Here is an 18716-nt window from a genome sequence, read left to right as displayed (position 1 = left end):
GGCTTTCAATAGCTAAGTCCTTCGGTACGAAAAAAACTCCCGGTACCCGTAGATTTCACTACGTACCGGGAGTCTATATTTTATCAATTGATAGCTACGTGGCCATCAAACTGATTTACTTCGGATTCTTAGTTGGTGCACTGCTGCTGGATGGTGGATTGTACACAATTTCGTTGTCTGGTACGTCCCAGTAATCCAGGTAGCCATACGTAATGGTGGCGTTCGTGCTAACCACACCCGTCCGGCTCAGGGCCACGGCACCCTTCCGACCGTTTTCCAGCAATCCCCAGCGACGGGCATCGTAGAAAGACAACGCCCGGAATAACAGGCCAATACGACGCTCCCGACGGAGTTCTTCTTTAGCAGCATCTAACGACAGGCCCGTTCCGGCAACGGCCGTTAAACCCGCTCCCTGCACCTTCCGTACTTCGTCGATCAGGGCAAGACCATCTTCAATTTTACCCGTGTTTATCAATGCTTCCGCTTTCATCAACTGGTTTTCTTCGTAGGAACTCGCCAGGTATAGTTCGTAACCACCCGCGTTCGTATTTGAATACGTAATAACGGATGCGGTTCCCTCGGAGCCAGCCGCCCCCCGGTTGATCAGATCATAGCGCGTGAAAAATGAATTGCCGCGCGAGGTTTCACCGATATAGGGAGCGGTTCGTTTGCGGAAGTTATTCGTAAAACGCAGATCGCCCGTCTTGAAGTCCTGAATGAGACGCTCCGTAATTTTATACGTATTGTTGGCACCCGTTGTTTTCGCCGAGACCGTGCCGCTGGTTGGCGACAAGAAATCACCATTTGTATTGGACCGGCCTGTAAAGACAAGATCAGCCGCCTGAACTCCGTTAGTTGTCAAGGTTAGAATATCAGCCCACTGAGCAGCCGTCATCGCACTGACACGCGTGTTCACCAGAAGATTACGGGCTTTCATCGTGTTGATAGTGCGTTGCCACATGGCGGGTGTTAATACGCCCCCTTTTCCAACCCGGTTGAAGTTTGGAATGAGTCCTTCCATCATTGCAGTATAATCGGCATTAACGGTTAAGCCAGCAAGGATTGTCGACGCTGCGTCAAAATTCTTGTTCGCTTCAGTGATCATAGCCTCTTTGGATACGTAGTTACCGTTTGTACCATTCAGGGCTTCACCGTTTGCCTTGTCATTAATAATTCCAGCGTAATACATTGAACCAATCCGGGAGTACGCATAGCCTTTCCACCAATAGGCCCAGGCTTTCAAAACACCTTTTTTCGTATCCGCTGCGCCTGAGAAGGTTACAGCATCAATATTAGTCAGGATGGTATTAGCCGCATTGTTCATGTTGTACATGTACGCCCACTCATAATAGGTCGAATTCTGAAAACCCGTCGAATTAACGTTAGCGGTAATCCGGATGAAATCGATCTGCTTATTCGGCGAGTTCGGGTTGAGCAGTACGGTACCATCGTCGAGCGTGATCTGGTTTGGCGCACCGATCTGGTTGATAAAAACGTTGGCAATATCCGTTCCAATTACATCACCCATCAGTTCATGATTACCAATCGCCCCGGACCAGAAATAGCCTGGAACGCCATCGTAGTATTTTACGTCTTTGAAACCAGTTATATAAAACCCTTCGCCAAACGAAACGAGTCCGGTCTCGGTTTTCAGGGCTGGCGACGAGGGCTGGTTGGGGTTCTGAACGTCCAGTTGTTCTTTACAGGATGCCATAAACCCGGAGAAGGCCAGGGTTAAAGCAAGTATTTTTATCTTATTCATGAGGTCAGTTTTTTGATATGGGTTCCTTAAAATCCAAAGTTCAGCGAAGCCTGATACGACTTAAAGTTTGGCATCGTGCTGTGATCTGTTCCTCTATCCCAGGCCGAGTTCGACGTTCCTGAACTGATTTCTGGATCAAACCCGGTGTATTTGGTTGCCGTCCAGATGTTACGTCCCGACAGAACAAGCTGAAGGCGCTTGACAGCCGGAATCTTGAACAGTTTGGCAAAATCGACACCTACTGAAATATTCCGCAGACGCAGGAACGAAGCATCTTCGTAGAAGTAATCTTTGGTGCCGTTGGCCGTCCGCTGGGCATAAATACCGCGGTAGAAAGCCGTCCAGGCACCCGTATTTCCGTCGATAGTGAACGGATTGGCGTAATCGGCGTGGATACCGTCGCGGTACATCCATTCTTTTGTCTGGTTGTAGAGGTGGTTACCATTCACCCAATCAAGCTGAATGCCGAATGTGAGGAAATTTTTGAAGGTTATATCGTTAATGAACGACATGTTAAACTTCGGGTTTGGATCACCAAAACTGAACTTGTCGGCCGTGAAATAAGGCTGTTTGGTTGTTTTGTTAACCACAAATCCATTGCTGGCAACGGTATAGCCTTCCTGATCGGCCTGTGGAATAAAGAAATTGCCGTTAGGATCGCGCTCATCGACACTGTGCAGGTTTTTGTACCCATACAACTGACCAATTTTTTCGCCTGCTTTCAGTACGTAGTTCGTGCTTCCGGCGTTGGACGTAACGATGATTGGCGCATCGCCCCGAACAGCAATTATTTTAGAGGATTGCTTACCGAAATTGACGGTCGTGTTCCATTTGAGGTTCGTGCTGTGGTAAACCGTCGAGTTTAACGACATCTGAAGCCCGTTTGAACCCAGGGTAAAGGCGTTGTCAGTTAGTTTTCCTAAACCGACCGAAGGTGCTACGTCGACCTGATAGATGGCATCTTTCGTTTTCCGATCCCAGTAGGTCGCCGACAAGGCAATGGCATTTAACCAGCTGCTCCCCTTGAATAAACTGAACACCATGTCGGTGCCAATTTCTAACTCTTCCGACACCTCTACACCAAGAGCTGGATTGCTCTGCTGGTTTGCATAATAGAAGGCGGTTGTGTTACCCACCGTTGATGGTGTGATGGTTACGTAGCGGTCAAACGGCTGGGGCTGTATACCGGCCTGCCCATAAGCTGCCCGTAGCTTTAGTTCTGGCAGGAAGTTGTTTATCGGGCTATTTTCCCAGAACTTCAAAGACGACAGACGCAGGTAGGCATCACCACGAGGGAAGGTAAAGGGCTTTGAGCCCTGACCAAATGCCGATGAATAATCGCTCCGGACCCCCCCCGAGATACCCGCAAATTCGCCAATTTCAAAGCGTTGGTTCACCAGATATCCATACGTAATGAATGGCTCTACGTAATCGCGATACACGCGCCATGACGTTGTGTTGGCGGCATTATAAGGCGCATAAGCAGCGGGAAGCCCAAGTGCATCGCTGGTATATTCTTTCACCTTACTATTGCGCCAGTCAAATAAAGCCTGCGTTGTCGATTTGATGGGAATATTCAGGTGAAAATCTTCTTTAAAATCGAAGGTCGCCGTTGCCGTAGCCAGGAAGTTCTGGAACATCTTGCTATTCACATACTTCACTAACTCACCAGTATTAGTCGTGTTGTTGAGCGAAATATAATTGGTCGTGCCTTGTGTTAACCAATATTTGTTGTTTGCATTATTTGCCTGGTTGGCATATTCCAGATCACGGTTCTGCGTCTGGAAGTTCAGTCCGTATTTCAAATCCAGGTCAACAAACTTCGGAAACTTGTAATTAAGGTTCAGGTTCTGGATAATGTCGACCTTATTGTCATTGTTCCGCGTGTACGCCTGCCGATAAGACGGATTGTTTGCATTAATACCAATCGTCTGGTTCATATTATACGGAATTGAACCATCCGTGGTTGTCAGATCAAAATCAGCTAAAGGATAGGCATTCAACAAACTGAATAGAATGGTCCGATCACTGGTTTTCAGCGTGCTTTTGGTGTAGGCTAACTGCGTGATCGAACGTAGTGTAAGCCCTTTCGCTAATTGCGCGCCAATATTGGCCGATAAGTTGCTCCGATCGAAGTAGCCATTATCCCGAATGTTACTTTCCTGATGGCTGTTCGAAACCGAAATGCCAAAGTCTGCTCGCTGACTTCCACCGGTGATCGCAATACTGTTATTGGTCGTATTAGCGGGCTTGAAGAAGTAATTGAAGTGATCGTGATATTGCAGGTTAGCATCGTATGGTTTGCTGTTTGTTGCAGTTGGGTCGGTCGAATTATACTGTACGTTCTCCGAATAAATCCCATTGACCGCATCGTATACAATTGGCTTTCCTGACGACCCAATAATGTTGTTGCTGGCATCCGTAGCAAACGCGTGATATTTCGCTTTGCTCAACCCGCCATTGTTCAGGTACGTATTGACCGCGATACTGGAGGAGAAGTCGATGTTTAACTGTCCGTTCTTCCCTTTTTTGGTAAACAGCTGAATGACCCCATTGGCCCCCTGCGCTCCGTAAATGGTAGCCGCAGCCGCACCCTGTACGACTTCAACTCGTTCAATTGAGTTTAAGTCAATGGTTTGCAGGCTGGTCGCCCCCATCTGAATCCCATCGATCAGGATCATCGGTTGTGTACCGCGGTTGATGGTGTTGATACCACGTAGCAGAATGTTTACGTCGGCACCCGGTGTACCGCTCCGGCTGGTAATCTGCGCACCCGGAATTTTACCAATCAGGGCCTGATCGACAGAAGCAGACGGCGTTTGCGGTAAATCTTTTCCAGAAACGGATTCGACCGAAATCGCAATTTTCCGCTTGTCCGTGGCCACCCCAACACCCGTTACCACAATTTCAGAGAGTTGCTTGGCGTCGGTTTCTAATTTAACGTCTACGACCGAATTAGCGCCAATAGCTATTTCTTTCGTCGCCATACCGATAAAGGAGTACACTAGCGTAGCTTTTGCAGGGACGGCAATAGAATAACTACCATTCCCGTCTGTGACCGCTCCCACTGTAGTACCTTTTACAACGACCGATACGCCCGGAAGCGCGCCACCATCTTCAACAGAAGTTACCTTACCCGTAATTTTTCGTTCCTGAGCCCAGGTAAAGGCACAGGTTAAGCACACCAACAGGAGGCTCAACAGTAAATTTTTCCTCATCACAGACTAGCTTAGGTTAAAATACTCAGCAAAGGTAGATTTCGGAGATTTCAATTCAAAGTTGTATATTAAAAATATTATACTTTTGCGTATGCCGTTATTTAAACAACACTCAAAATATAATTTCTCTTATTAATAGAAATTGCTATTTAATATGGAATTTCTCATTTTTTATAAAATTATAGACGCCATTAAACATACCATAAGCAATATATCAAGTTAAGCGGTGAGTTTTTTATCAATATCTCTCATCTAAATAATACAATTCTTACAGTATACTAATAAAATTATTAAAAATTAAATATTAAGTATAAATGCTCACAAACAGCTTATATTCGTTACTAACCAAAGAATAAATGGTATTTTAATTATATTTTAACATAAAATTTAACCAGCAACTACCCATAACCATATTTATATTTGCATAATATCTTTTTGGCTATATTATTCTCAATAAAAGATTCCCTATTGGTAAGACTTAGAGAGGTGAGATTTAGTATCTATTCGATCATTTGATACATACCCAACCTGTTAGACTATGCATGATTAGTGCTACAAAAAAGAAGGCCATGACGTAGCGTCATGGCCTTCTCTGCTTATAGGTTTTTCTGGATTACTGAAACCCGTCCACTTTTACATCAATTCGACCGCGGGCATTCACTACAGCCAGCAATGCTGTAGGCGTTAGATAAACCTGATCGGGGCGAATTTCGTCAATGCGCCCATTGATCACGACACCTTTGGCCAACTGGTTATTTTTGAGTCGTTCCTGAAGCAGCTTTTGCATGTCGGCCAACTGCGAACCGATTGGGATGGTAAGCTGCTTTTCAAGGGTTCGGGCAAACGTACCCTTCAGCAGCCAACTGGCCGACTGCTGAAGTATATTCTTTGTATCCAGGTCATATTTAAGATCTTTCAACGAAATTGTCTGATCCTTAGCATCATAGTACGGACGACCGCTCAGGTAGATGTCGCCACTAATGGTTCCTTTCAGCCCGGCCTTAATAATTAGATTATCATTCTGACCATACATATCCATGCTTGTAATGGTGATGTTATACCGCTTATCGCTGAATGAAAACGATTTCCCAACAAACTCCTCAGCCGCTAGCCGCGCGGCTTCCTGATAACTGGCTTCACTGAGCAGGCCAATCTGAAAATCATCTTTCACCTGCGAAACGACCGTCAGATCAGGCAGCGAAACAGCGGGCTGCACGGTTGGTTTGGCACCGGTAGCCGTAAGGGCGTAGCCTTCAATGCCTACAGTTGCCCGAATAACGCGTCCTTCAAATCGTAAAGGTGTAATGAGTACTCGCTTGGGTACCACCTGTAGATACGTTCGGTATTTTTCCGAAATTAGATACGGTTCACGCAGCGTATTCCAGGCCTTCAGAACGGGGGTTCGAAGGTCTATATTCCGGTGTACCTGCTGGTCAATGGCTTTGGTAACCGTACCCATGTTTTTGTCGATCATACGACTGACAAAATTCGTGATCGGAATATTGATACCCACAAAACTCACCGTTGGGCGACGAACCCAACCGTAGCCATCAGCCTGTGTCTGGGTATTTACAGACCAGTCTCGCTCAAGATCAAATTTCGTTTTGAAGCGAAGGTCGATGTCAAATTCGGTTTCTTTATACTGCGTGAATCCCAGCACCGACACGCCCGCCTTTACCCAGATACGTAGCGGCACCGTGAAGTGGAACAGGCTATCCTCCGCATTGACGATGATGGTGCCTCGTTTCCAGACTTTCGTCATGAAATTGTCATGATTATTATCGTCTAGACTATTATCCTCGTAAATCAGTCCATTGAGCTGTGCGTTAATTTGGCGCTCTACGTCGCCCAGTGCAATAGACACGGGCACATGAACAGTAGACAGAAATCGCTCATTTCGTACTTCCATTACGGTGGTATTATAGGCCTCTTTCGGAGCTTTCGGATTTAAACGGTTGCCGGATGGCTGACAAGATAGATTCAAACAGACCGATACACCAAGAAGCCACAGATATGCACAAAACTTTTTGGCATATCGCCATGTACCTCCGCGTATCTGGATGTTCCAACGAAACTTACTTAATTGTGACCTTCGTGGCACCATAGCCGAATTTCTGTTTCTGAGCGTCTTCAAAGAATTTAACGTTCGGGTGTTGCCCTAACCGTTTATGCAACTCCGTACGTAGCGCACCGCTACCTACACCGTGAATAAACGTAATATCGCTCATCCCATTGGCAATGGCGCTTTCGAGCATTTTCTCGAACGTATCAAGCTGGAGTTTCAGTAAGTCGCCCGGCGTTCGGCCGCCAGTGCCATTGGGCAATAAGGCTTCTATGTGCAAATCCACTACCGAAGACGGCCGCTCGACCGAAACACCCGCTACGTCGGAATTTGGTTTGAACATCTCAGCTTTCAAATCGTCAGCACTAATTCGTTTTGGTTGAGCCTGAGCCGCGCGGTTGCTATTGGGTGCCGACGCTTGCGGCTGGTCGTTTGTCTCGGCATCCAGCTGCGTCAGAAAACCCGGCTGGCTTAATACCGGAACCGTTGTTTTGTTCTTGAAGAACGTAGTGGCCCGTGCCTTAAATCGCTTGACCATCGGTGCCCGCAAGGAGGATTTTCCGGAGCGGAACCACAAGCCCTGGACCACGAACGTCGGCCATTCTTCAAATTTGGCATGCGCGTAGAGGTCGTTCATTTTCTGCTGCGATTTAGGCTTCAACACGCCACTATGAATCCCAGTGAACTGTATTCCTCCACTGGCAGCCGCCGACTCTTCACCCAGTACATAAGGAAATTCCCAGTCCGTATTATTGATCAGATGCAACGTGTATTCGCGGTCATTGACCGGCACAAACGCCAGATAAATCCCTTGATTTGATAAAATGGCAGGTGCCGACGGTGCTACCGTTTTTTGGGGAGCAAAGTTACTGGTCTTCAGCAGGCGTTCACTCTCCAACGGCGAAACCGGCACCAGTTCGGAGCGCATGACCGGAATGCGGAAACCATCTTCAATTTCAATTTCAATCATGTTGCCGGGCAAAAAGCGCGACACAACTCCCTGTTCTTTTGCCCGAAGTAACCGGACTTTATCACCAATATTCATACTAGTCGATGGTAGTTAGTCAGTAGTCGGTAGTGGTTGGTCATCGTTTTTTCTTATGGACTGATGACTAACCACTACCGACTCCAAAAGTATAACGGATCTGACCAAAATACGTCCCATTAATTTTTAAATCATTTAGCCTACATTTTGACTTTACTACGTAAGCGCGTTGACTTCATACCAACTATATCAGCCATTAACCATCAATTTCATGTGGATTGTATTTGCCTTATTAGCCGCCGTTTCAGCCGCCATCGTCGTTACGCTTTCAAAAATAGGTGTCAAAAACGTCGATTCCAGCGTAGCCTTTGCCATTCAGTCCGTCCTGATATTGCTCGTCTCATGGGGTGTTGTCATTGGGCAGGGAAATCTTCCTGATGTTATGCGCATTGAGCGTCGCGTCTGGATTTATCTGATTATTGCCGGAATCGTTACGTGCCTGTCCTCGCTATTCTCCTTTCGGGCACTGAAGCTGGGAAATGCCTCTCAGGTATCGCCCATAACCAACGTCTCACTGCTTTTTGCCGTAGTTCTGGCTATCGTTTTTCTCAAGGAGAAACTTAACTGGCAGGTTGTTATTGGCGCTGTGCTGATGGCTGTAGGTGCGATCGTCATTGCCATTGCCAAGGATTGAATGAGGTCGACAACGCAACGATAAGTAAAAAGACAAGTCCAACATGAGTACATTTGCCAGATTAATATCGTTCTGTTTTTATGGCCGCTTCAGTAAACGAAAAGCTTACCCTCGCTCACAACTTTGTTCTCCACACCAACCAGAATATATTCCTGACGGGGAAAGCCGGAACCGGAAAAACAACATTCCTGCATCAGATTAAACAATTGAGTGCCAAACGGCTGATTGTCGTAGCACCAACGGGCGTGGCGGCCATCAACGCGGGTGGTGTCACGATTCATTCCTTATTTCAGCTTCCCTTTGGCCCATTAACGCCAGGTACGACACAACGCGAAGGCAAGAAGTTCAACAAAGAAAAAATCAATTTATTACGCACGCTGGATCTGTTGGTTATCGACGAAATCAGTATGGTTCGGGCCGATGTGCTCGACGGTATTGATGAAGTACTACGTCGATATCGATCGAATTCGGAGCCATTTGGGGGCGTACAGCTGTTGCTGATTGGCGATATGCAGCAACTGCCGCCGGTTATCAAAGACGAAGAATGGGCGTTGTTGAAACCTTATTATAGCACAGGTTATTTTTTTGGCAGCAAAGCCCTTCGTCAAACGCCTTATGTTTCCATTGAGCTAACACACATTTACCGACAGTCCGACGAACGATTTATTAGCTTGCTCAACAGCATCCGGGAGAAAACCATCACCCGTGCCCAACTGGACGATCTGAACCAGCGCTACGTGCCTAACTTTTCGCCCAGCGATGACGAGGGTTATATTACACTCTCCACGCACAATACGGCCGCCCAACAGATCAATAGCCAGAAGTTGCAGTCGCTAAAGGGTAAATTACATACGTTTACCGCGACCGTTGAAGGAGAATTTCCGGCGCACACCTACCCTACCGAAGCCAACCTCGACCTGAAAGTTGGGGCACAGGTGATGTTTATTAAAAACGACATTTCCCGGGAGAAACTGTACTACAACGGCAAAATCGGGCGAATAACCAGCATTGATACCGATGTGATTCACGTAAAGAGCCAGCAGGATGGGGAAGACATTTCTGTTTATCCGGTTGACTGGACCAATATTCGATACACCCTCGATCCGAACACGAAAGAAATCAAGAGTGAACCCATCGGCACGTTTACTCAATTTCCGCTGAAACTAGCTTGGGCCATTACCGTCCACAAAAGTCAGGGCCTTACGTTCGATAAAGCCATTATTGACGTATCGGCGGCATTTGCGCACGGGCAGGTGTATGTAGCGCTCAGCCGATGTAAAACGTTTGCGGGACTGGTGCTACGTTCGCCTATTCCGTCGCACAGTATCAAAACGGAGCTGGAACTCGAGGATTTTCACGAGCAGGTTCAATTGATGACACCGAATGAACAGCATCTGCATGAATCGAAGCGGACGAATCAGCAAAACCTGCTACGGGAGCTTTTTTCCTTTGAGCGAGCTACTTCACTCCTTTACCGATGTCGCCGGGTTGCCAACGAACATGCCAGCAGTTTACCCGACGATTTAATGCCAATGCTGGCCCAGCTCACGGACGAGCTTCGGACGAAAGCCCACGATGTAACACAACGGTTCGTTCAGCAACTACCGCACTATTTCTCGCAGGAAGCACTGCCCGAAAATAACGAACAGCTTCAGGAACGCGTACGCAAAGCAGGGACCTATTTCCATGCGTTACTGGGCAGCGAACTGTTGCCGCTCCTGCACCGCTGTCCCACTGACAGCGACAATAAAAAAGTGCATGATCTGCTACTCGAAGCAATGGATGAACTCGAAAAGGAGCTTTTCAGCAAGTTTCGTAGTTTCGATAGCTGTCGGGATGGCTTCCGGGCGTTGGCATACCTACAGGCACGCAACCACGCCGAACTGGATTTCCAGCCCAAACGTAAAAAACTCGAGCGACAGGAAACCGTTACGTCCGATGGTTCATCGCGCGGTGGCTTATATGGCGCGTTGATGAAATGGCGAAATGACATAGCTGGCGAACACAATACATCCGGCTTTATGGTGCTTCCGCAGAAAACGATTGCCGAATTAGCCAAAATTCGCCCGGCCACACTGGAAGAGTTACTAGCAATTAAAGGCTTCGGCAAAACTAAAGTGAAGCAGATTGGCGATGAGATACTACGTATCGTTCGGGAGAACCCACCGGGACGGTCGGGTGGTTCAGTTGTGTCAAAGGAGAAAGTTGCCAAGCCGCCAAAGGACCCTAAGGAGTTGTCGCCCGCGATTACGCTGGCCTTTTTTCAGTCGGGAAAAAGTATCGCCGAAATAGCCGCCGAACGTAGCCTGGCGGTATCCACTATTGAAAGTCATCTGGTGCGCTACGTTGGTACGGGCGAGTTGGCTGTTGAGGCCTTACTGCCCGCAAAAAAAATTGCTACGATACAGTCCTATTTAGAGACTTACCCATCAGAGTCCCTAAGCGAAATTCGACAAGCCTTAGGTAACGATGTTTCTTATAGCGACATCCGCTACGTACAATACGCGATGCGGGCAGAAGCAGGCGCAAACGGCGCATAGAAATAAAGCGCTGTGTACCTCTTTTACGCCCCGTGAATCCCTGTGTTATAAATTCTTTAGTACCCGCCGTAAAACTTCCGGAGCCCCCACTCGATGGCAACGAACGTCAGCACGGCGAAGAATAGCCACCGCCAGTTGATAAGTTCGTCCATCTCTTCCGTACTCGTCAACCGCGCAGGATGCGGGCGGTTTGTCAGCGTCTGGACAAGGTTGTCCATGTTTGCCGAATTATAGAACTGACCACCCGTCTGCTTCGATAGCTGCCGAAGCAGACCGTGGTCGGCCGTAGTATTGAGCGCTTCGACTTGCAGGTCACGCACCACGAATTGCCCGGCCGATTGCTCTGTTTTGTTATTCACGTTTACCGTTGCCCGGAACCGATAGGCTCCCTCAGGTAAACGACTGATTTCAAAGCGGTTATTGGCGGCTGTGGGCGTGTAATTGTACGAACGTGTCAGCCCTTTTTCATCGATGATTTCGAGCCGAACGGGTTTATCATACAGTCGCTCATAAATGTCATTATAGAGCTCGGTCAGGAAAATAACTTTCTCGCCCGCTACAAATTCGTTTCGGATGGGATAGACACGGAGTTTCCGCCGGTCTTCTTTTACTGAAATCAATTGAATAACCTTCTGGATTAACTCATCCACTATGTCCTGTTTATCGGTCAAGGCGAATTCTTCCAGCCGCCAGCCCCACAACCCTTCACCCGCCAGGACAGCCGTTTTGCGTGGACTCGTTACGTTCAACGCTAACAGTGGCTTAGCCGTGCGAACACTGCCTACTTGCTGCCACAGCACCACCTCGCTACCCGACTGCAACCGAAATTCGCCATATGGCACTGACATGGGCGGAAGTTTGGCCAGAATATCAAGCCGGGCCGGATCGAGATTTAGCTGTTTGAATTCGGGATTAAAGACACCCGTCACTTTATCACTTTGACCCGGTTGCGCCGACACCTGCATCACTGAATTCGACGTATTGAATGGCCCCAGCGAGGACTGATTACCCAGGACGAATAATATCGGCGTATTTTTGGCCAGGTATTTTTGAAGCAGCGGGTTTCCCACACCCCCATTGTCGGGAATCTGGTGCAGGATAATTAAATCATAGGTTTTGTCGGCCAACGGAGCCGTTTCAGCCGATAGGCCTGTCAGAATACGGACATCAAGCTCGTAGTTCAGATTTCTTTCCAGAATGTTGCGCAACGCTTTCACATCGGGGTGAGGAGCTAGCGCCAGCAGAAGTACTTTTTCTTTGCCGTCAATAACATCTAGATACACATCCTGGCGGTTGTTGCGTGTGCTGAATTCACCCGGTTGCGGCAACACCTCTACTACGTAGTGCTGCACGCCTTTCTGCGTTGCTGTTGTCTGAAACGTAAGTTGATTGAATTGCACCGGCGAGCCGGTATCGGTACGTCCCCCCGCCGTTCCGGCAAAATTAACGGATTGACGCCCCAATTCTTTCCCGTTTTGGCGCAACACAACGGTCGCACTACGTCCCTGAAACCCATTGCTTATGATCTCTGCCTGCACTGGAAACTGATTACCTAAATACGCAATCCGGTTCGCAACAACGCCTTTCAGTTGAATATCCCGCTTTGGAATCGTGTCGCCCAGGCCAACAGTTTGCACGGCAAATGGATATTGCCCAAAGGTCGGTGAAACGCCCTGATTGAAAATACCATCTGATACCAGCACGACGTCGGTTAAGTTACGCCCTTCATAATCCGACCGAATGCCCGACAGCAAGCCTGATAAATCAGTCGTGCGGCTGGTAAAAGGAATTTGAGTTAAGTCGGGTCCGCCGTCGCGGTCGTTGGCAATACTATCGCCAAATACCCGGATAGCTACATCCAAACCCTTGTCTGTTAATTGCTGGCGAAGGGTCTGTAAGGCATTCAATGACCGGTTGAGCGCAGGCCGCCCCGCTGCTGCTACCGACTCAGAGTTATCAATCGCCAGGACCACTTTAGGTTTTTCAGTCAGCGTGCGTAGGCTCCGGATTAAGGGATCCAGAAGCAAAAAACACAGGAAGCTAACGACTACGAAACGTAGTGCGGCTAATCCATAGGTTGTTCGTTTATCGAATCCACCAACAGTTGCACCACTCCCTACTAGACGAGGAATTGGTTGATACATGGCAAACGCATAGACTGCTCCAACCAGCAGGCATACCAGAATCCACCAGGGCGAGGATTGAAAAATAACGTCTGAGCGCACGTTGTAAAGGATGAATTATGAGTGATGAATGATGAATGACGTTCTGGCTAATACAGTTGTATTTTTCAGCATTCATCATTCACAATTAAGTTAACATTCCCCCATCGACCTGCAACACCTGACCAGTGATGTAGCGAGAGAGGTCAGAAGCTAGAAAAACAGCGCAATCGGCTACCTCACTGGGTTGCCCACCACGCTTCATCGGAATCTGTTGTTTCCATTCTTCGAGCGCCTTTTCATTAATTTCACCGGTCATTTCAGTCTCAATAAAACCCGGCGCAATCGCATTGGAGCGTATGTTACGTGAACCAAGCTCCAACGCCACCGATTTGGTAAAACCAATGATTCCAGCCTTTGACGCTGCGTAGTTAGCCTGCCCCGCGTTGCCACGAATACCGACCACCGACGTTAAATTGATGATTGAACCCGATTTTGCTTTCATCATGGACTTGATGGCCGCTTTGGTCAGGTTAAAGACCGACTTTAAATTAACGTTGATAACGGTGTCCCATTGTTCTTCCGACATCCGCATTAACAGGCCATCTTTGGTAATGCCAGCATTATTGATAAGTACGTCCAGTTTTCCAAAATCAGCCAGGACCTGAACAATGAGATTTTCGGCAGCCTGATAATCGGAAGCATCAGACTGGTAGCCCTTTGCCTGCCCGCCAAAGGCCCGAAGTTCTTCTTCCAACGCCTGGCCTTTTTCAACACTTGATAAATACGTGAAGGCCACGGTGGCACCTTCCTGAGCAAATTTCTGGGCCATTGCCCGACCAATTCCACGCGACGCACCCGTAATAAGCGCAACTTTTCCTGTCAGTAAACTCATTTTTAATAGATAATGTATAATGCTCAATGTATAATGATCAAAGCAACGCATGATTACCCATCGTGCCTTGTGGATTACACATTAAATGTTGTCAAAAATAGCAGATTAGGCTTAAACGGCAAGACAATCTAACGCTATTGAAGGACGTAGCGAACAGCGAAATTTCCTGTCAATCCAGCAGAAATACCAGCGTTCCAAGTAGCATAATAATTCCCCGCGTCTGATTTACTGTAAGCTATATAGATTGCCAATGCATTCACTAATGAGGTCTCTATAATGAATCGTTGGCCCGCCATATAGGCTAGACCAATTGTAAACTCCTCCTTAATAGTATTCGCATTGTAAAGTTAAGTACCATTGATTTTGGAACTAGTTGTAATGTATCCCACATTCACTCGAGTATAAGGTGCCAATCGGGTCAAGTACCGATAAGCCTACTAGCCAATTATCGGCACAGAAACGTTCTGCTGTGAATGAAAAGGCTGGCATTCAAGTAGTGGAAAGTTCAATGGAATGAGGAGCAGATAAATTATTATTATCAGGAACGTCCTGCCGATCATAGTTTACAGATACACTACTACTTAAAATTCCGTTGCCCTTTTGTGTTTGCGCCATTGTTAGGTTGGATAAGAGGAAACCAGCCATTACGAATACCTTTTTTTCATAACGATTTATCGTTGAGCGTTAACTAACACCTGATTTTGTCAATATCTGGTGCCATACTATATCTTTTCTCTGGCAATATACTTTTAGGCTCATTGAATTATCCAAATAAATCTTAACTTTTGTTAATATTGCTGACTATACAGACTAGGTTGCTCTGCTCATTTTTCTGTAACTAAACGCGTCTTTCACTTCGCCAAAAATATTTATTAAACTTTTCGACCTTTAATCGTCTCAGGACAGTGTACTTTTAGCCGCTTAAATCACTTATAGCTCTGGGCTACTGAACCAAACGTATCATGCTACTACGTACCCTCATTATACTCCTTCTGACGGCGTCGGCCGCCTTTGCCCAGAAAATATATTCCTATAATGATTATGCTAAACCCCGTCCCTTTGTAGAGGCCTACGAACAACGCGCCGACTTCATAGAAGCCGATATCTGGTTGCAGGATGGCAAGTTAGTAGTATCGCAGGATAAGCCTCAAACCAACGCGCCAACGCTTGACTCGCTGTACTTAAAACCAATCGCAAAATTATTTCAGCAAAATAAGGATAAGCCAAGCCCAGACCGTGACTATACATTCAGCCTGGTCGTTGACGTGAAAGATAACCCTGCCGATGTATTACCGAAACTGCTGACTTTGTTGCAGGAAAATCTCATGTGCTTTAACCGATCGGCCAACGCGAAAGCAGTTCAAGTCATCATCAGTGGCAACCGGCCTAAAGTTGATACGTATCTGGATTACCCAATTCTTCAATTTGATGGGCGACCCAGTGAAGTGTATGATCAGGAGACGCTCCGCCGTGTCGCCCTGATTAGTGACAACTTTCGATCCTATTCACGCTGGGACGGTACCGGCGACATTCCGGATGATGATCGTGACAAACTCAAACGGGTTATCAAACGGGCGCACAGCGACAGTAAGCCTATCCGTTTCTGGGCTATTCCTGATGTGGCTAATGGCTGGAAGCAATTAAAAAAGTTAGGCATTGATATCATTAATACCGACAACGTAGCGGAGGCAGTGAAAGTAATGCGCTAAACATGTTTCAGTTTCCTGAACGCCGTGTTATCTGAATTACCCCAACAAAAAAGGGCCGAACTCACATTCGGCCCTTTTTATGAAAATCTACTATTTTTATTCAGTAACGGCTTCTGGTTTTTTCACCGTGATTGTCAGCGTTTCGCCTTCACCACTGTAATCGGCCAGAATTACGTCGCCGTCTTTTAGCTCGCCTTTCAGGATTTCTTCAGCGACGGGATCTTCGAGATATCGCTGAATAGCGCGACTCAATGGACGGGCACCATATTGTGGATCGTACCCTTTCTCAGCCAGGAAGTCTTTTGCTTTCTCGGTCAGTTCGACAGTATAACCCAAGTTCGTTACACGGCCTAACAGTTTGCCAAGCATCAGGTCAATGATCTTATGAATGTCTTCGCGTAACAGCGAGTTAAACACAATTACATCGTCCAGACGGTTCAGGAACTCAGGCGAGAACGCTTTACGCAGGGCACTTTGAATCGTGCTCTTCATCAGGTCGTCCTGGCTTTCTGCTGATTTCTTCGTGGCAAAACCGATACCAGCACCGAAATCTTTCAGGTCACGAACCCCAATGTTGGAGGTCATGATAATAATCGTATTTCGGAAATCGACCCGGCGGCCCAGACCGTCTGTCAGGATACCATCGTCAAGCACCTGCAGCAGAATGTTAAATACATCCGGGTGAGCTTTTTCGATTTCATCCAGCAAAACGACGCTATATGGCTTCCGGCGAATTTTCTCCGTCAATTGACCACCTTCTTCATAACCAACGTAGCCCGGAGGTGCACCTACCAGTCGGCTGACACTGAATTTCTCCATATATTCCGACATATCGATACGCACAAGCGCGTCGTCTTTGTCGAAGAGATACGTAGCCAGAACTTTGGCAAGCTCCGTCTTACCTACGCCCGTTGGGCCAAGGAAGATAAACGAGCCAATTGGTTTTTTAGGATCTTTCAGGCCAACGCGTGTGCGTTGAATTGCTTTCACCAACTTGTCGATGGCTGACTGTTGGCCAATAACCCGGCCTTTCAGTTCATCGCCCATGTTGATGAGTTTCTTGCCTTCATCATTCGACACGCTCGTAACTGGAATACCCGTCATCATCGCTACCACTTCAGCTACGTTGTCTTCCGTAACTGTGTACCGACGCTTTTTGGTATCTTCTTCCCACACCTGTTTGGCACGGTCCAATTGATCAATCAGGCGTTTTTCCTTATCCCGAAGCTGGGCAGCTTCTTCGTACTTCTGGCTCTTGACAACCTGATTTTTCTCCTTTTTGATATTCTCTATCTGCTCTTCGAGTTTCAGAATATCTTCGGGAACCGTAATGTTCGAGATGTGTACGCGGGCGCCCACTTCGTCCATCACGTCGATGGCTTTATCGGGCAGGAACCGATCGGAGATGTACCGTTCCGATAACTTCACCGCAGCCTCGATTGATTCTTTCGTGTAGTTAACGTGGTGGTGATCTTCGTATTTATCCTTGATGTTATTCAGGATCTCAATGGTTTCGTCGATGGACGTAGCGTCTACCATAACCATCTGGAAACGACGGGCTAACGCTCCATCTTTCTCAATGTACTGACGGTATTCGTCGAGCGTTGTGGCACCAATGCATTGAATATCACCCCGCGCCAATGCTGGCTTGAACATATTCGACGCATCAAGCGAACCCGACGCACCACCTGCTCCCACGATGGTATGCAACTCGTCAATGAATAGGATTACTTCTGGTGATTTTTCCAGTTCGTTCATGACGGCTTTCATGCGTTCCTCAAACTGGCCCCGGTATTTTGTGCCAGCCACAAGAGACGCTAGATCGAGCGTAACGACACGTTTGCCAAACAGCACCCGAGAGACTTTCTTCTGCACAATACGCAGCGCAAGACCTTCGGCAATAGCGGTTTTACCAACGCCTGGTTCACCAATAAGAATCGGGTTGTTTTTCTTCCGGCGGCTCAGAATCTGCGCCACACGTTCGATTTCTTTTTCACGACCAACGATGGGGTCGAGTTTGCCAACTTCTGCAAGTTTGGTCAGATCACGGCCGAAGTTGTCCAACACAGGCGTCCGGGATTTCTCCGTGCCTTTTGGATCTTTACCTGAGCTGGAGCTGCTGCCACCAAACATACCACGGTCGTTGTCGTCATCGTCGGTTTCGGGGCCCATCACTGGACGGCTTCCCGAAGATTGATATTCGAGCATCTCCTTAATGACTTCGTATGTAATATTAAACTTATTGAGAATCTGCGTGGCGACATTGTCTTCATCACGTAGAATCGATAGTAAAAGGTGCTCCGTACCAATGAGCGGGCTTTTGAAAATCTTAGCTTCCAGATACGTAATTTTCAGCGTCTTTTCCGACTGACGGGTCAGCGGAATATTAGCTAGATTCTTGACGTTGTTGGTGGCTGTTCCTTTTGTTGCCTGTTCAATAGTAACCCGGAGTTCGTCGAGCGAGATGCCAAGTTTTTTTAGCAACCCGACCGCCACACCCTCACCCTCACGAATCATACCCAGCAACAGGTGCTCTGTGCCGATGTAGTCGTGGCCTAAGCGCAAGGCTTCTTCCCGGCTCAGCGTGATGACTTCCTTGACGCGGTTTGAGAATTTTGCTTCCATTCGTTTTAGGGTTCTCCTTAGGTAAGCGTACTTACTGGCCTAACGAAGAGTTTTAAGGATTTGT

Annotated in this window: 10 protein-coding genes; 3 read left to right on the top strand and 7 right to left on the bottom strand. The window is 47.4% G+C overall.

Translation table 11 applies throughout. The features are described from left to right. Positions 1–115: 115 nt before the first annotated feature. The 4 genes from ACYVEA_RS10300 to ACYVEA_RS10285 form a co-directional block, all read right to left on the bottom strand. The gene (locus ACYVEA_RS10300; RefSeq protein WP_461113343.1) at positions 116–1762 is read right to left on the bottom strand and encodes a RagB/SusD family nutrient uptake outer membrane protein; all 1647 of its coding nucleotides are present in this window, start codon (positions 1760–1762) and stop codon (positions 116–118) included. A gap of 26 nt (positions 1763–1788) precedes the next feature. Beyond that, positions 1789–4980, bottom strand: a complete 3192-nt coding sequence (locus ACYVEA_RS10295; RefSeq protein ID WP_461113342.1) for a SusC/RagA family TonB-linked outer membrane protein — start codon at positions 4978–4980, stop codon at positions 1789–1791. A 613-nt stretch (positions 4981–5593) separates the two neighbouring features. Next, a complete protein-coding gene (locus ACYVEA_RS10290; RefSeq protein WP_461113341.1) occupies positions 5594–6889 on the bottom strand; it encodes a DUF4403 family protein in 1296 nt (431 codons plus the stop codon). A 166-nt stretch (positions 6890–7055) separates the two neighbouring features. Further along, the gene (locus ACYVEA_RS10285) at positions 7056–8087 is read right to left on the bottom strand and encodes a Smr/MutS family protein (protein WP_461113340.1); all 1032 of its coding nucleotides are present in this window, start codon (positions 8085–8087) and stop codon (positions 7056–7058) included. A gap of 211 nt (positions 8088–8298) precedes the next feature. Here ACYVEA_RS10285 and ACYVEA_RS10280 point away from each other — a divergent pair, with 211 nt between their 5' ends. Both ACYVEA_RS10280 and ACYVEA_RS10275 read left to right on the top strand, forming a co-directional pair. After that, positions 8299–8721 carry an EamA family transporter gene (locus tag ACYVEA_RS10280; protein ID WP_461113339.1) on the top strand — a complete coding sequence of 141 codons (423 nt, stop codon included), beginning with the start codon at positions 8299–8301 and terminating at the stop codon, positions 8719–8721. Positions 8722–8801: 80 nt separating this feature from the next. Continuing rightward, the gene (locus tag ACYVEA_RS10275; RefSeq protein ID WP_461113338.1) at positions 8802–11261 is read left to right on the top strand and encodes a helix-turn-helix domain-containing protein; all 2460 of its coding nucleotides are present in this window, start codon (positions 8802–8804) and stop codon (positions 11259–11261) included. A 56-nt stretch (positions 11262–11317) separates the two neighbouring features. Here ACYVEA_RS10275 and ACYVEA_RS10270 read toward each other — a convergent pair whose 3' ends face one another. Continuing rightward, positions 11318–13405, bottom strand: coding sequence for a vWA domain-containing protein (locus ACYVEA_RS10270; RefSeq protein WP_461114068.1), 2088 nt, complete (start codon positions 13403–13405; stop codon positions 11318–11320). 166 nt (positions 13406–13571) lie between these two features. Next, on the bottom strand, positions 13572–14318 hold the full coding sequence (gene fabG, locus ACYVEA_RS10265; RefSeq protein WP_461113337.1) for a 3-oxoacyl-[acyl-carrier-protein] reductase: 747 nt from the start codon (positions 14316–14318) through the stop codon (positions 13572–13574). Positions 14319–15280: 962 nt separating this feature from the next. On the opposite strand from fabG, the gene ACYVEA_RS10260 reads away from it, so the two are divergent. Then, positions 15281–16027: a PI-PLC domain-containing protein gene (locus tag ACYVEA_RS10260; RefSeq protein WP_461113336.1), complete on the top strand. Its 747-nt coding sequence runs from the start codon at positions 15281–15283 to the stop codon at positions 16025–16027. A 96-nt stretch (positions 16028–16123) separates the two neighbouring features. On the opposite strand, the gene ACYVEA_RS10255 is transcribed toward ACYVEA_RS10260, so the two are convergent. After that, positions 16124–18652, bottom strand: coding sequence for an ATP-dependent Clp protease ATP-binding subunit (locus ACYVEA_RS10255; RefSeq protein ID WP_461113335.1), 2529 nt, complete (start codon positions 18650–18652; stop codon positions 16124–16126). Positions 18653–18716: the final 64 nt, after the last annotated feature.

This window comes from Spirosoma jeollabukense, from assembly GCF_054777855.1.
Note: the sequence above shows the minus strand (reverse complement) of the source record. Positions and strands in the feature narration are given on the sequence as shown.

Bases quoted from the DNA above. Each gene is read 5' to 3' on its own strand.
- ACYVEA_RS10300 (WP_461113343.1), bottom strand. From the start codon at position 1,762: ATGAATAAGATAAAAATACTTGCTTTAACCCTGGCCTTCTCCGGGTTT.
- ACYVEA_RS10295 (WP_461113342.1), bottom strand. From the start codon at position 4,980: ATGAGGAAAAATTTACTGTTGAGCCTCCTGTTGGTGTGCTTAACCTGT.
- ACYVEA_RS10290 (WP_461113341.1), bottom strand. From the start codon at position 6,889: ATGGAAGTACGAAATGAGCGATTTCTGTCTACTGTTCATGTGCCCGTG.
- ACYVEA_RS10285 (WP_461113340.1), bottom strand. From the start codon at position 8,087: ATGAATATTGGTGATAAAGTCCGGTTACTTCGGGCAAAAGAACAGGGA.
- ACYVEA_RS10280 (WP_461113339.1), top strand. From the start codon at position 8,299: ATGTGGATTGTATTTGCCTTATTAGCCGCCGTTTCAGCCGCCATCGTC.
- ACYVEA_RS10275 (WP_461113338.1), top strand. From the start codon at position 8,802: ATGGCCGCTTCAGTAAACGAAAAGCTTACCCTCGCTCACAACTTTGTT.
- ACYVEA_RS10270 (WP_461114068.1), bottom strand. From the start codon at position 13,405: ATGTATCAACCAATTCCTCGTCTAGTAGGGAGTGGTGCAACTGTTGGT.
- fabG (WP_461113337.1), bottom strand. From the start codon at position 14,318: ATGAGTTTACTGACAGGAAAAGTTGCGCTTATTACGGGTGCGTCGCGT.
- ACYVEA_RS10260 (WP_461113336.1), top strand. From the start codon at position 15,281: ATGCTACTACGTACCCTCATTATACTCCTTCTGACGGCGTCGGCCGCC.
- ACYVEA_RS10255 (WP_461113335.1), bottom strand. From the start codon at position 18,652: ATGGAAGCAAAATTCTCAAACCGCGTCAAGGAAGTCATCACGCTGAGC.